The 14,033-nt window shown below is 69.1% G+C and carries 12 protein-coding genes and 1 tRNA gene; 6 read left to right on the plus strand and 7 right to left on the minus strand.

Annotated features, from left to right (window positions below; genetic code table 11):
• Nucleotides 1-253 precede the first annotated feature (253 nt).
• Entirely contained in the window at nucleotides 254-376 is a 123-nt protein-coding gene (locus HGB44_RS30540) for a DUF397 domain-containing protein (protein ID WP_231972495.1), read from the plus strand.
• Nucleotides 377-703: 327 nt separating this feature from the next.
• Here the strand turns inward: HGB44_RS30540 and HGB44_RS30545 are convergent, their stop codons facing one another.
• A complete protein-coding gene (locus HGB44_RS30545) occupies nucleotides 704-1,675 on the minus strand; it encodes an alpha/beta fold hydrolase (protein ID WP_231972496.1) in 972 nt (323 codons plus the stop codon).
• 82 nt (nucleotides 1,676-1,757) lie between these two features.
• Nucleotides 1,758-1,835 (minus strand): mycothiol transferase, encoded by a 78-nt coding sequence (locus HGB44_RS32790; protein ID WP_325097009.1) that lies wholly within the window; start codon nucleotides 1,833-1,835, stop codon nucleotides 1,758-1,760.
• 429 nt (nucleotides 1,836-2,264) lie between these two features.
• Between HGB44_RS32790 and HGB44_RS30555 the strand changes: the two genes are divergently transcribed.
• Nucleotides 2,265-2,349: transfer RNA gene (locus HGB44_RS30555), tRNA-Gly, on the plus strand.
• A gap of 293 nt (nucleotides 2,350-2,642) precedes the next feature.
• Here HGB44_RS30555 and HGB44_RS30560 read toward each other — a convergent pair.
• The 4 genes from HGB44_RS30560 to HGB44_RS30575 all read right to left on the minus strand — a co-directional run bounded on the left by HGB44_RS30560 (nucleotide 2,643) and on the right by HGB44_RS30575 (nucleotide 6,784).
• On the minus strand, nucleotides 2,643-3,695 hold the full coding sequence (locus HGB44_RS30560) for an acyltransferase family protein (protein ID WP_061079161.1): 1,053 nt from the start codon (nucleotides 3,693-3,695) through the stop codon (nucleotides 2,643-2,645).
• A gap of 47 nt (nucleotides 3,696-3,742) precedes the next feature.
• Nucleotides 3,743-4,564 (minus strand): DUF4097 family beta strand repeat-containing protein, encoded by an 822-nt coding sequence (locus HGB44_RS30565; RefSeq protein WP_061079162.1) that lies wholly within the window; start codon nucleotides 4,562-4,564, stop codon nucleotides 3,743-3,745.
• A gap of 8 nt (nucleotides 4,565-4,572) precedes the next feature.
• Nucleotides 4,573-5,214 (minus strand): TetR/AcrR family transcriptional regulator, encoded by a 642-nt coding sequence (locus HGB44_RS30570; protein WP_061079163.1) that lies wholly within the window; start codon nucleotides 5,212-5,214, stop codon nucleotides 4,573-4,575.
• Nucleotides 5,215-5,896: 682 nt separating this feature from the next.
• Entirely contained in the window at nucleotides 5,897-6,784 is an 888-nt protein-coding gene (locus tag HGB44_RS30575) for a phosphotransferase enzyme family protein (protein WP_210752393.1), read from the minus strand.
• 354 nt (nucleotides 6,785-7,138) lie between these two features.
• On the opposite strand from HGB44_RS30575, the gene HGB44_RS30580 reads away from it, so the two are divergent.
• Together HGB44_RS30580 and HGB44_RS30585 are read left to right on the plus strand one after the other, a co-directional pair.
• A complete protein-coding gene (locus tag HGB44_RS30580; protein ID WP_061079164.1) occupies nucleotides 7,139-7,570 on the plus strand; it encodes an HIT family protein in 432 nt (143 codons plus the stop codon).
• Between the two features lie 1,028 nt (nucleotides 7,571-8,598).
• Nucleotides 8,599-10,644 carry a BCCT family transporter gene (locus HGB44_RS30585; RefSeq protein ID WP_061079168.1) on the plus strand — a complete coding sequence of 682 codons (2,046 nt, stop codon included), beginning with the start codon at nucleotides 8,599-8,601 and terminating at the stop codon, nucleotides 10,642-10,644.
• A gap of 25 nt (nucleotides 10,645-10,669) precedes the next feature.
• Here HGB44_RS30585 and HGB44_RS30590 read toward each other — a convergent pair whose 3' ends face one another.
• Nucleotides 10,670-11,575, minus strand: a complete 906-nt coding sequence (locus HGB44_RS30590; protein ID WP_231972301.1) for a formylglycine-generating enzyme family protein — start codon at nucleotides 11,573-11,575, stop codon at nucleotides 10,670-10,672.
• A 37-nt stretch (nucleotides 11,576-11,612) separates the two neighbouring features.
• Here HGB44_RS30590 and betC point away from each other — a divergent pair, with 37 nt between their 5' ends.
• Nucleotides 11,613-13,151 carry a choline-sulfatase gene (gene betC, locus HGB44_RS30595; RefSeq protein ID WP_061079165.1) on the plus strand — a complete coding sequence of 513 codons (1,539 nt, stop codon included), beginning with the start codon at nucleotides 11,613-11,615 and terminating at the stop codon, nucleotides 13,149-13,151.
• Nucleotides 13,152-13,804: 653 nt separating this feature from the next.
• Nucleotides 13,805-13,999 carry a hypothetical protein gene (locus HGB44_RS30600; RefSeq protein WP_061079166.1) on the plus strand — a complete coding sequence of 65 codons (195 nt, stop codon included), beginning with the start codon at nucleotides 13,805-13,807 and terminating at the stop codon, nucleotides 13,997-13,999.
• The last annotated feature ends 34 nt before the right edge of the window (nucleotides 14,000-14,033 follow it).

A 14,033-nucleotide genomic window follows, 5' to 3' on the forward strand; every position in this document is an offset into this window, starting at 1 on the left:
GGACAGGAGGCGTCCCTCAAGCGCCTTCACCGACCCCGACCGCCCCCACGGCTCTGCTCACGGGACCGCAGGGCTGCTACGAGCATGTGCTCTCAGAACGGGCCATCGCGGTTCACCGGGAAATCGGGATGCGGCCAGGACGGGTTGTCCGAAAGCCCTCAAGGCCATGCGGGCGGCATCAGACCGCTCTCGCTGACCGTGTACGCCACTGGGGGTAGACGAAGTCCGTTTCCTTGCTCCCACGGCGCCGCAGGTGGCGGAACTGTCGACCGGTTCCGCCGTCCGCGGCTCCCAGCACCCCGCCGACGCTCAGCCGGCCTTCCCCTCTCCCGAGTGGCGCACCTTCCTCCGCCGGGTGAAGGCTCAGGACCGCTGACCCTCCCCACGTCACGTCGGCCCCCGGAACACCCACCGGAGCCGACGTGCGTCCGGCTCGCTGCCCGAGCGTTCCAGGACAGGTGACGGGAGGCGACCTCGGCACCCGAACCATCTCCGGCCAGTGGTGCCCTTCTCCCGTCTCCCCTCGGTTCCTCCCCTCCCCCAGCCCGCCCCATATCCGAGACCAGCAACGCCGAAGGCCCTGACCTGCGCTCTTTCACGCCCGCTCTTTCACGCTGGTCAGGGCCCTGCTTCCGTGCGCACGGACCGAGCAGGCCCGACCCGGGCTCCGCTGTGCGCTTCCCAACGCCCCCGCGGCGCGGGATCACGCCCCGAGGAAGAGCAGCAACTCCTCGGCAACGTACTCGGGGTTCTCTTCGATGAGCCAGTGCCCGGCATTCGGCACGTCCACCGCGCGCACCACGTTGGTGATGTGAGAGTCGACGGTGGCCCGGACCGTGTCCAGTTGTCCCTCGGCCGTCATGAGCAGGGTGGGAACGTCCACCGGGGCCGCTTCCCCGGTGTCACGGACGTCCTCGTCCAGTGCGCGGTAGAGTTCGAAGCCGCCCGCCAGGACCTCGGGATCGTCGTAGGTCCGCGCGTACTCGTCGATCTCGGCGTCCGTGAACGGGGACTGCTCCGAAGCGCCGCCGAAGGCTGAGCCTTCGTAGGAGACCTGCGGGTAGAACAGCGCCAAGTAGTCGCGGACGTCGTCGCCGACCACCGCCTCGGGGATCTCGGGCTGGGAGTGGAAGGCGATGTGCCAGCTCATGGAACGGTAGGTGGACGCGTCAAGCTCCGGGCCGGGCAACGGGAGGTCGAGGTAGCCGAGGCTCGAAGTGTCTCCAGGAAATTGGGCGGCGTACTGAAACGCCACCGCCGCGCCGAAGTCGTGCCCGACGACCCGGGCGTCACGTACTCCGAGTTGATCGGCGACCAGGGTGTGCACGTATCTCGCCAGAGTGGCCTTGTCGTATCCGGTCGGCGTACCGGTGCTGTCTCCCAGGCCGGGCAGGTCCACAGCGTAGACCGTGTGGTGCTCGGCCAGCTCGGGCATGATCGACCACCAGCCGAACCAGGTCTGCGGCCAACCATGCAGCAGCACGACCGGAGTTCCGCTACCGCCGGTCACGTAGTGCATACGGACACCGTCGACATCGGCGAACTCGTGCCGGAACGTGCTCTCGAACTCCGGGTCGCCGTCCGTGGCGGCGGTGTGGGTGGGAGCTTCTTCGACGGGCTGCGTACCGCAGGCGGCAATGCTGACCGTAAGCAGCAGAGCGAGCAGAGCGGTCATCGCAGCCCGCGTGGATCTGGGGAGGCGGACTGACGGTGGATGCGATGTGTCCCTCATGGGTTTCCTTAGGGTTGTAGGTGTCTCAACGCCCGGTCACGCCGTCGATCGGTTCCCGGAGGATGTCGGCGTGCCCGGCGTGGCGACCGTTCTCCTCGACCATGTGCACCGGAGTCCGGCGGTCTCTGGGCTCCGAACTCCCCGGGCCCGGTCAGGTGAGCGGGGCCCGGGGTCGTCGCCCTCGTTCAGGACTCCGTTCGCGCACTCGACGAGGGTCAGGTGGTGGGGCAGCCCGAACAGGTTCGTGTTCGGGGGCACGCCCGCGGTCGCGACCTCCGGCCCGGGTGCGCCGTCCGGTTTCGCGGCGGTGGCGGGACGGGCGGCGTGGTGGCCGCACCAGAACGCGAACGCGTCGGTGGTCATCGGGGCTCCTCGTGTCGGGACGCGCCCAGTCTTGGTGGAGCACGAGGAGATGGCACGCGATCTTGCAGTTATGGGAAGTCCGCGTTCACGAGTTCCGGGCCGGGACGGCACCGGGCAGCGCCCCTTGGCGCGAAACGACGGCGGCGATCGGGTGGACAGGGACGAAACGGCGCCCTGCGACACGTACGCAGTGGCACGGAAGAACCGGACTTCCCGTCCGATGGCCGCAGGCCCAAACCCTGCCGGGCGCGCCACAAAACTCCAGGTCAGACTGGGTTCACGAGGGCCTCGAAGGAGGTCCTCGTCCTCGTTGGGGCCCTTGTGCGCTCCTGGTGTGCTCCCCGGCGCAGGGTCCGGTACAGGTGGGCACCCACCTCCCTGGGCACTTCGCCGTCCCGTGGCCCCGCCAGCCCGGGCATGGGGCGCCCCGTATCCGCCCGCCGGCACGCCACGCCGCCCGGTATCCAGCCACGCGTCGGCTGCCCCGCCGCGGACCCCTCACAGCCACCCGCACCGGTACGCGTGGAGACACCCCCGCCTTCCGGACCTACTTCAACCCGAGCAGCACACGTGCGGGAGCCACCCTGCGAACGGCCTCGTACGCCACGATGCTCAGGGCGAAGGACAGGAGGCAGATCAGGACGAAGGGACCGAAGCCCTGGTCGGCGAAACCCACGATGTGGTAGGCCACGACCACCAGGAAGGTCTGGTGGAACACGTAGAGGGGAAAGGCCGCGGGCGTGAGGTAGGCCATGACCTGTGTCCGCCCGTCCAGGTACTTCTTGCCGTAGCCGAGCATCGCCAGCAGCGTCACCCAGCAGACCAGGGTTCCCAGGGCGTCGGAGGCGGTCTCCTCCAGTCCTTCGATGAGGTGGAGGTCAAGGAGAGTTCCCGCGGCTCCGGCCAACGCCGCGACGAGATACGGCCCGCGGCGCCTCACGATGGCGTCGACGATCGAGGCGTCCATCGCGATCAGGAAACCGAGGAGGAAGTACCCCGCGTAGACGAAGATGTTCTTGCCTCCCACATCCGGGGTGAGGGAGAGGAGCACCAGCGCGGTGAACGGGACGAAGACGAGGAGCGATCCTCGCATCCACCTCGGGGAGCGGTCCTTCGCGACCATCGGGAGCATCAGCGGGAGGAGTGCGACGGAGATGACGAAGAGGAACGCGAGGAACCACAGGTGAGCCGGGGAGATCCCACCGCCGTACTCCGACCAGTCGGAGAAGTGCGTGAAATACCTCGCCAGGAACTCCGGAAAGCTCTCCCCATAACCCGAATGGAACCTCATGGCGTAGTAGGCCTGGGGCGGCACGATGACGAGCACACCGAAAAGGAACGGCACCAGAAGCCGTAGGACCCGTTCCTTGGCGTAGTGCTGTGCCGACCTGCGCTGGAGCGCGTGCAGGGCCGACATCCCCGCCAGGAGAAAGAGTAGGGGCATGAACCAGTAGGAGAGGTGGACCAGGGTGGTCGCCGCGGCGTTCGCCGTTCCCTGCACATAGAACTCTGTGGAGGCGTCGAACACCCTGGCCGCATGGTAGGGGAAAAGGAAGAGTATCCCCAGGTTCCTCAAACCGTCGATGTAGTGGCTGCGCATGGGGCCTTCCCGTGCTGGCCGTGTTCCAGGACAGAGGAAACCACGGACTAGTCGTTCCTTCTCAGGTCGATCGATCCGTTGTCGGTGGCGGCGGTGATCGCATGCGGGCTGCCGGGGGTGTCGGTCACGTCGGAGTCCACACTGCCGCTGTCCGTCGTGACGCTGACGTCGTACTCACCGTCGGGGACCTGCACGGTCACGGCACCGTTCTCCGTCCTCGCGGTCACCTCGTCGGGGACATCGGCGAAGGAGATCCGCACCTCCCCGTTCTCGGACTCGGCGTCGACGCGATCCGAAGCGAGGGCGGTGGCGCGCAACCGGCCGCTGGAGCTGGACATGCTCAAAGGGCCCGAGACCCCGTCGACCTCCACTCCTCCGTTGTCGGAGCTGATACGCAGCTCCGTGCTGAATCCGGCGGCCGTGATCTCACCGTTGGCACCCTCGACCGCCAGGGCGACGTCCTCGGGGACGAGCACCTCGTAGCGGACCCGGCAACCACCGAGATCGATCACCGGGCAGTCGGTGTCCAGGACCAGGTCGTGGCCGTCGAACTCCCAGGACGTCTCCGGTCTCCCGCCGAGGCCGATTCCGCCGGTGAACCACCGGGTGACCTGGAGCGCCTCGACGTCCGCGGGTCTCACGTCGAGGTCTCCACTGTTCAGCAGAATCGTGACCCGGTCCCGGACCGGACCGAAGGTGCGTTCCTGCGGTTCCGCTCCGTCCGGGGAGGTGCAACCGGCCACGAGCGTGAGCACGAGGGGCAGCGCCATGAGCCGTGCGGGCATGCGCAAGGGGTTGGGGCACGTGGTCTGGTGACGCCCGTGGCGTCCGGTGCCGCGGAGTTCGGAGGTGGTGTTCGCGTCATCCATGGCACACCTCATCGGTCGGTCGGAGCGAGCGCCAGCAGCCCCGTGATCACGGCGGAAACAGCTCGCTCGACGGTGTCCTGGTCCACGGCCTCCGGGTCGACGATGTGCTCCATCGACAGGCCGTTGCTCAGGCAGTGGAGGATCAGGCCGGCCAGCTCCGGCGGAACGGCCAGGGTGACGTCGTCCGCCTGCGCGATCTCGGCAACGGATCGGGCGGCCGCTTCGCGTTGGCTCCGGCGGAGCGGCGTGATGACCTCTTTCGTCCTGGCGTCGTGTGCGGCGAGTGCCGCGAACTCCAGGCCGAGCTGCCCCCTCTCGCTGTCCTCGGTGATGCGTCGCGCGACGATCCGTGCGGCCCGTCGGGGCATGGTGGCGGCATCGCCCCGGGCGTGGAACTCGTTCATCACCGCGGTGCGTTCGACGCCTGCCCCCTCGCTGAGGATGGAGCCGAGGAGTTCCTGCTTGCTTCCGAAGTTGGAGTAGATCGCCCCCTTGGTGAACCCCGCCTCGCGAGCGATGTCCTCCAGGCGGCTGTTCGCGTAACCGCGTTCCGCGAAGACCTTGGCTGCGGCGGCCAGCAGCCGTTGCCGTACCTCTTCGCGCGGTGTGCGGGGGATCGGCCCCTGCGGCCGTTCATCCGTGTTTTCCATGGCGCGAACAGTAGCAAACTTTCGGTATCGAATACTTTCGGTACCGAGATGTGAGCACGCACTCCCCGGCTTCTCCCTTAGGGGAGCGTCACCCGGGTGCCCGCGGGCACCCGGAGCTCGTCCGGCGCCGAGCCGGGCGAACCAGCCCAAGCGAACAGTCCTTCGTGTGGTCCGAGGCGTCTCTGCCTCGCCGAACGCACCGGGGTGTCCCTCGCCTTGGTATCGGACTCGGCGGTTCCGCGTGTGGTCGTGTCAGGGGAGCACCCCGAGGCTCCCCCGAGATTCAGGAAGGATCGTCGGCGGCGCGGAGAGCCCGTCGCCCAGGGGCCTTCGATCCGATCGGTTGCCGGTCCCGAGTGCAAGGGAAACCCAGGCCAACAGGGGTGAACCCGTGCGTCTGGCCTGGGTCGGCGGTGCCGTGTGGCTCCCCGTGCCCTGGCCGGTTCGCCTACCCGACCGGCACCGGAACCGGGCCACACGGCACCTGCCCGTGTCCCCGCCGAAGGCGGTGGTGCGTCGCCCGGCCACGCTCCGCCGCTCGTGCCCGAGCACGCTGACCACACCGAGGACGCCGTCGAGGAGGCGGCCACGCCGGTTGGCGAACCCGCCGCTCATGACAGGCCGAGGCCCCTGGCCCCGGCTGAAGGACCTCGGAGCACCGCCGTTGGGTTCCCCGCCGCCTTCACGTGGCCCTCGGCGGCTTCTCCAGGCCGCCCAGCCGCTTGCTCACCGTGTCGAGCGTCGGCCAGGGAGGGCCGTCCCGCAGGGCGCGCAGGAGTTCCTGTCCGAACAGCCTCCCGCTCGGGAACTCGTCGCCGCGGTCCCAGCGCCACGCCGCGACCATCGCGAGGACGAGCTGTCGGCACTCCTCCAGCAGCCCCTGGTCGATGTTCGGGTAGTGCTCGCAGACCGCCTCGGGAACGTGGGCGAGGTCGAACTCGACGGGTCCGCGGCAGCACGTCTCCAGGTCGATGAACAACGGGCCGTCCTCCGTGCTGAGCACGTTGCCCGGGTGCGGCTCGCCGTGGAGCAGCTGCTCCACGGCGCCGCGCGCCTCGATCGCCCGGCGCAGGCCCGCCAGTCTGCCGCTGAGGAAGACGCGGTCCGCGTCGGCCAGCTCCGGCGAGCGGTCCGGGTCGGCGACGATGTCCTCCGCCTGCGTGACCCGGTCCGTGAACCGCGGGCTCGGCGCATCGACCCCGCGCATGCCCGCGTGCAGCAGTTCCAGGGCCCTGGCGCAGTCGTCCGGTGAGGCGTGAGGTGTCACGGGCTCGTAGTAGGTCCACAGCGTCACCGCGAAGCCGTCGCGCGTGTACACGCGCGGGTCCACCCGGGGCTCCAGAGGACACACCGGGCACCCCGCCGCGACGAGGCGCCGGGCGAGCTCGACCTCGAACCGCGCGACCTCCTGTCCCACGGGGGCGACCCGGGCGAAGACGTCGCACGGCGTCAGCCTCAGCGCCAGTTTGTTCGAGTTGTGGAGCACGATCGCTTCGCTGGTTGACAGGCCGAGCGACGCGGCGACCGAGGTCGCGGCCGCCGTCGCACGAGTAACGTCGGACATCTCCATGCCCAGATCCTGTCGCACCGGCCGCCGGCAGTCTCCCCGTTTTCCGCGTCGGGCGCGGGGCGGCCTGTGACCCCCGCGGCCCCGGGCCCGTGTGGCCGGACGTGCCCGCCAGCACCCCGAAGCGCGCCGTCCGCCCCCGCGTACCGCACGCCCTCCGGGCCGCGTCGGTCACTATGCTCTTGACCGGGGGCGGGGAGTGACCGGGCTGTGGTGGCGACGCATCGTCGTGAACCCCCACCACGGACCCAGGCACCTCCTCCGTCCCCGGGCCGTTCCCTCGCACCCCGCCGGATCCCGACCTCCGAGCCGTCAGGGACCACCTGACCCCGCATCCACTGGAAAGGCCTCCCGACCTTGCCGACCCTTTTCTCCAAGATCATCGCCGGCGACCTCCCCGGACACTTCGTGTGGAAGGACCCCGAGGTCGTGGCCTTCCTGTCCATCGCCCCGATCCGGCCAGGCCACACCCTGGTCGTCCCCCGAGCAGAGGTCGACCACTGGACCGATGCCGACCCCGCTCTCCTGACCAGGTGCATGGAAGTGGCCCAGGCCATCGGCCGGGGCGTTCGCAGCGCGTGGAACGCGCCCCGAGCCGGGCTGCTCGTCGCGGGCTTCGAGGTCGCGCACCTGCACGTCCACGTGGCCCCCGTCTGGGGCATGTCCGACTTCGACGTCAGCGGCGTGGAGGCGGAGAAGGACCCGAGCGTCCTCGACCGCTCGGCCGAACAGCTGCGTACCGCCCTTCGGGAACTGGGGTTCGACCACGCCGTTCCGCCCAGGGACTGACGCTCCTCCCGGCGCGCCGAGGCTCCCGCACGCTTCCCGCCGAACCGTCGCCCGGGTGAAGGCCGGGCCGCTGTCCGCCCGACCCGTACCGGCCTCGGGACGGGCCTCGCCCTGGGACCGTCTCCAGGCCCGCGACACCTTGGTGGTGTCCGTGTCCAGGGTGACGGTGCGCTGCCCCGCCACGCTCTTCGGAGCGGCTGTCGGCCTCCTCGGCGGCCGCGGCCGCGGCCTCGGCGCGGCGGGGCCCGGAGCCCGTCCAGCGGGGTCGGCCCAGGTGTGGAACGGGGTACGTGCGGACGCGCCCGGCGCAGGAGGCCCGGGTTCCCGCGGCGGGGCCGGGTTCGTCCTTGGACCGCTCCCCCGACCGGGCAGAGAAGTCAAGCGACGGTTATTCCTGCCACGGCGCCCCCGGAGGGAGCACACACCCCGGGCCTCGTCGAGGAATTACTCGACAGGAGAAACCGAGGGAAGCAAACCCCCGGAGCGGCGAGCACAGCAGTTCCGCGAATCCCGAAAATGGACGCACAGGCCAACCGCCACATTAAATCCCCACCCTTCCGGTTGACAAATACCCGCAGCGCAGTTAGTATAACTATTCATGTCGGAATTCGCATTGTTGGTGCAACGCCAGCCCAGGATCGGGCTCACGGGACCCCCTACGGTTCGAGCCGTACCTCGTGACCCGGCCGCCTCCCCCACCCTGACCGGCACAGTCGGCCGCGAGAACGACTCATGGGCGGGCACGGCGATCGGCTGGTGGGACAGGGAGCCGTGACCGGGCATCCTCCGGGGCATCGGATCGATATCGCCAGAAACGGCGACCGAGGCTTCCCGACACCGACACGAATGCGGAGACACGCGCACAACGTGCCGTAGCGCATCCCCGCGGTAATGACCGCCGACCCCACCGGGGCAGGGCGACATGATCGCGTTTTTTCAATCCGTTTCACCAACCTTATTGGTGTGCGCTCGTCCCCCTCAGGACCGATCCGCACCCCTTTTTTAATATCCACGAGGCTGTGTTCTCCATGTCCGAAAAACCGCATAAAGACAAAGACCAACCGATCCACCGCGGAAAAGAGAGCGAGGAGGCCGAGGGCGGGGACGGGACCCCGGGTCCGCGGAGCCGGACGGGCCATACCGCGTTCGGAAGCCTGGACTACCAGCACCCCGGGTACCCCCACGACACGCACCCGGTCCTCGTTCCGGGCATCTCGATCGACGACCAGCGCCGCCGCTACCAGGTCGACTGGCTCGTTTTCGCGATCGCCGGATCGCTGACGGTCGCCTTCGTCATCTGGGGCATCTGGTCCCCGGGAAGCGTCGCCGCGGTCGCGGAGACAGCCTTCTACTGGTCGACCGACAACCTCGGCTGGATGTTCAATGTCGTGGCCATCGTCGTGCTCGTCGCCACCGTGGGCATAGCGCTCTCGCCCTACGGGAGGATCCCGCTGGGCAAGGACGGCGAGCGGCCCGAGTTCAGCACGTTCTCCTGGACGGCCATGCTGTTCGCCGCCGGACTGGGCGTGGCGGTCCTGTTCTGGGGGCCCTCGGAGCCGCTCGGCTACTTCATCTCACCGCCCCCGCTGACCAGCGAGCCGGAGTCGGTCGAGGCCCTGCACACGGCCCTCGCCCAGATGTACTACCACTGGGGTTTCCACGCCTGGGCCATCTACGCGCTGGTCGGCGGGGCCGTCGCCTACGCCGCGTACCGCCGCGGCCGCTCCCTGCTCATGTCCTCGATCTTCCGAGCCCTGTTCGGCCGACGGCTCACCGAGGGCTTCGCCGGAAAGCTCGTCGACATCTTCGCGATCATCGCGACGCTCTTCGGCACCGCCGCCGCTCTCGGTATCGCGGCGATGCAGATCGGCTCCGGTGTCAGCATCGTGTCGGGTGCCGGGGAGCTCACGAACAACACCCTGGTCGTCATCATCGCGGTCCTGACCGTCGCCTTCGTCGTCTCGGCCGTCTCGGGCGTCGCGCGTGGCATCCGCTACCTGTCGAACATGAACATCGTGCTCACGATCGGCATGGTCGCGATCGTTCTCTTCCTCGGTCCCACACTGTTCCTCGTGAACCTGCTCCCCTCGGCGGTCATGGAGTACCTCGGGACCATGTTCGACATGATGGGCAGATCGCTCTCCTGGGGTGAGGACACACAGGAGTTCCAGTCGCTGTGGACCGTCTACTACTGGGCGTGGTGGATCTCCTGGTCGCCCTTCGTGGGCATCTTCCTCGCGCGCATCTCCCGCGGTCGCACCATTCGCCAGTTCATCCTCGGCACGATCATCATCCCGTCCTCGCTGCTCTTCGTCGCCTACGGAGTGATGGGCGGCACCTCCATCTGGATGTACCGGGAAGGCGCGCCCGGATTCACCGAGGGCATGCCCGCGCCCGAGGTGCTCTTCGCCCTCATCGACAACCTGCCCTATGTCGAATGGCTGCCCTTCGTCGTGATCCTGGTGCTCGCGATCTTCTTCGTCACCGCCGCCGACTCCGCGTCGGTCGTGATGGGCATGCTCACCACACAGGGGGACCAGAACCCCCGCCTCTGGGTTGTCGTCTTCTGGGGCCTGGTCATGTCGGGCATCGCGATCGTGATGCTGCTTCTCGGCGACGCGACGGCGCTGACAGGCCTCCAGCAGCTCGTGATCGTCACGGCGGTGCCTTTCGCACTCGTGCTGATCCTCGCCATCATCGCGTGGTTCAGGGAACTGCGCACCGACCCCCTCACCCTGCGCATGCGCTACATCGACACGGCGATGGACAACGCCGTGACCGAGGGAGTGGACCGGTACGGCGACGACTTCTCCCTGAAGGTCGTGGAGTCACGGCCCGGAGGCGGGGCCGGGGCGGGCATCGACTCCACCGACGAGAGCTACACCGAGTGGTACCAGCGCACCAACGAGGAAGGTGAGCCGGTCGGCTACGACTTCGAGACCGGGGAGTGGGCCGACGGCTATGACGCGGCCACTGGTGAGACCTCGGAGACCGCCTCTGAACGGCTCGCGGGGACACAGGAGGAATCTCCCGTCAAGGCGTCGGAGACCGGGACCGACCATGGGGGACGCTGACTTCGCCGCCCCCCGACCCTGCCGTTCAGCCGGTGTCGAGGGCCAGACGGAAACCCGCGTGGCCGAGGGTCGTGTCCGCGGTCACCGCGGTGCGCGCGGAGGTGCGGTACCGGCGGCAGTACGACGCGTGGCACATGTAGGAGCCGCCCCGCAGCACGGGTCGTCCATCGGTCCGGCCGAAGACGCCGCTGGTCCACTCCCAGACATTGCCCGTGGTGTTGTACAGGCCGTAGGCGTTGGGTTCGAACGACGCGGCGGGCACGGTGCCGACCGGACCGGTCGGGCCGTCCGGGAAATCACCGGGGAACGTGTTCATGCGGGGCGCACCGTCGGGTTCCCGCACGGCGCCCCAGGGAAAAGGCTGCTGCTGGAGCCCGCCACGCGACGCGAACTCCCACTCGGCCTCCGACGGAAGCCGGGCACCGACCCACTCGGCATAGGCCGTGGCGTCCCGCTGCGACACATGGGTGACCGGGTGTGCGCTGCGGGACTCCACCGAGGATCCGGGGCCTTCGGGCTGGTACCAGCAGGCGCCCTCGACCTGACGCCACCACGGCGTCCCTGCGACCCCCGGGGAACTTCCACGCAGCCTCTCGGACAACAGCCCCTGGAACACGAGGGAGTCGCCCAGCCTCTCGGCATCGGTGCGGTACCCGGTGTCGAGCACGAAGGCGGCGAACTCGGCCACTGTCACAGTGGTCGGCGCGACGGCGAACGGTTCCACCCGCTCCTGCCGAACGGGGCCCTCTCCGTCTTCCGGATAGGCGAACCGGTCCGTGCTGCCCATGAGGAACGCGCCTCCCGCGAGGCCGACCATCCGCAGTTCGCCCTCCGCGGCGGAGGCGAGGCGCTCCAGCATCTCGTCGTCGGCGTCTTCCGAGCCCCCCGGCCGTCGGCCGGCCGTCTCGCGTGTGGGACCGCAGCAGCTCATTCGAACCCCTTGTTCCGGCTCACGGAAAGGAACAGTCATGTCCCAGAACCGACCGAACATCATCGTCGTCCAGGCCGACCAGATGGCGGCCCAGGCTCTCGGTGCGTACGGGGACCAGGCGGCGAGGACCCCCAACATCGATGCTCTCGCTGACGAGGGGATGGTGTTCGACCGCGCGTACTGTAACACTCCGTTGTGCGCGCCTTCGCGTGCGTCGATGATGACCGGCCGCATGCCCTCGGCGATCGGCTGCTACGACAACGGAGACGACTTCGCGGCCTCCGAACCGACCTTCGCCCACCGGCTGCGGGCGATGGGGTACCACACGGCTCTGATCGGGAGGATGCACTTCATCGGACCGGACCAGCGGCACGGTTTCGAGGAGAGGCTGACCACGGACGTCTACCCGGCCGATCTCGACATGGTGCCCGACTGGAACCGATCGCTGAAGGACCGGCTCCAGTGGTACCACGACACCGACTCCGTGTTCACCGCCGGTTTCTCCCAGGCCACGGTGCAGCAGGACTTCGACGACGAGGTCGGGTTCCGGACCCTTCGCCATCTCAACGACAGGGTCCGCGCCAACCAGGCCGCGGGGGAGGACCTGCCCTTCCTGATGGTCACCTCGTTCATCCACCCGCATGATCCGTACGAGCCGCCGCGCGAGCACTGGGACCGGTTCGCCGACGGCGAGATCCCCGATCCGGCCCATCCCGAGGTTCCCGACCCCGAGCAGGATCCGCACAGCCACCGCCTCCGGGCGATGAGCGGGTTCGACGAACGGGAGCCCGGTATCGACGAGGTGCGCAGGGCCCGCCGTGCGTACTACGCCGCGGTGAGCTACATCGACGACCACATCGGCCGTATTCGCGGGCGCGTCGAGGAGCTCGGTCTCGCCGACGACACCGTCATCATCGTCACGAGCGACCACGGTGACATGTTGGGCGAGAAGGGCCTCTGGTACAAGATGTCACCGTACGAGCAGTCCTCGCGGGTACCGATGATCGTGCACGGACCCGAACGCCTGGTACCGAGGGGCCGCTTCGCCAACACGGTCTGCCTGCTCGACCTGATGCCCACCCTGCTGGAGCTCTCCGGGGCTCCTGGGGCGGGCGACCAGGACGGGCAGTCGTTGTTCGAGACCGCGCGTCGGGAGCGCGCGGGCGAGACGCGCCCCGAGGACCGCGACATCGTGATCGAGTACCTCGCGGAGGGCACGTTGCGGCCCCAGCTGACGCTGGTACGGGGGCACCTGAAATACGTGCTGTGCCCAGGCGACCCGGACCAGCTCTTCGATCTCTCGGTCGACCCGGACGAACTGCGGAACCGTGCCGCCGAGCGCGGGTACGAGGAGACCGCTCGGCAGATGCGGGCGGCGCTCGAAGCGCGGTACGACATCCCCGGCATGGAGTCCGACGTGCTCGCGAGCCAGGCGAACCGCCGCCTCGTCGCCGAAGCGCTGCGGAACGGCCGGGTGCGCCGCTGGGACTTCGATCCCGAGCCCGAGCAGCGCTACGTGCGCGGCGACTTCTGGTCTGCGCTCGGCTACGGGAAGATCTCCGGTCCCCCGGGGTGAGTCCTGCGCGGGTCGGGCCTGCCGCCTCGTGGCGGGCCCGGCCCGGCGCCGCCGGGGCGGCCTCGGGGCTCCGGTGGCCCTCTCGCCCGCCGCCCCGCGCCGTCGGGCACGAGGAGGCGCGGCGCGGGTTCGGAGCAGGAGGGGCGCGGCTGACCGAGGGGAATCACACCGGTCGGATCGGGCCCGGAGGGTCTCAGGCCAGCGGGGCGAAGAAGTAGGTGTCGCGGCCCGCGATGAGTCCGTCCGCGCTCAGCCGGAAGTGGTCCGCGTAGCTGAGCCTGATCCGGCCGCCGGTCCTGAGCAGGCCTTCGAAGGCCCTGCCTTGAGCCGCGCTGACAGGGCTGTCAGCCGGTCAGGAAAGCTTTTCGGAACCGGGTTTCCTAGGGAAACGGGGGGACGGCCGTGGCCGCGGCGGAGGGCGGACGGGCGGGCCGACGGATCCCGGCCCTCTCCGCACTGGATACCGCAGCTCCGGGAACCGTGAAGCCGTTCGGGGACCGTGCTCGTACAGGGCGGGCCGACCGGGACGGCGAAAACCGGGCGGATACGCTGCTGAGCGGGGAAGGCCGCGGACTTCACGGCGATGGATTCCCTGCTCTCTTGCACTCTCGCGGCGTGCGTCCGCGATCCCGGGAACAGTGAGGTGGACGGCCATGGACAAGCCGCGTGGGGAGGACTCGTTCTCGTTGCTGTACAGGACGGGGTTCCGTATCAACTACGCGCTCCTGCACGTCATGGGCCCTGCGTCCCTGACCCCCGAAACCGATCCGCAGCACCGCGCGAAGAGGGAGTACGAGCGTCGGCGTGAACTCCATCGAGCGTGGAAGGCGCACCAGCGGTCCGAGTAGCACGACCGTGCACCAGGCGTTCGCCGGCGTCGAG

The organism is Nocardiopsis alborubida, from assembly GCF_012396365.1.
GTDB classification, from domain to species: Bacteria; Actinomycetota; Actinomycetes; order Streptosporangiales; family Streptosporangiaceae; genus Nocardiopsis; species Nocardiopsis alborubida.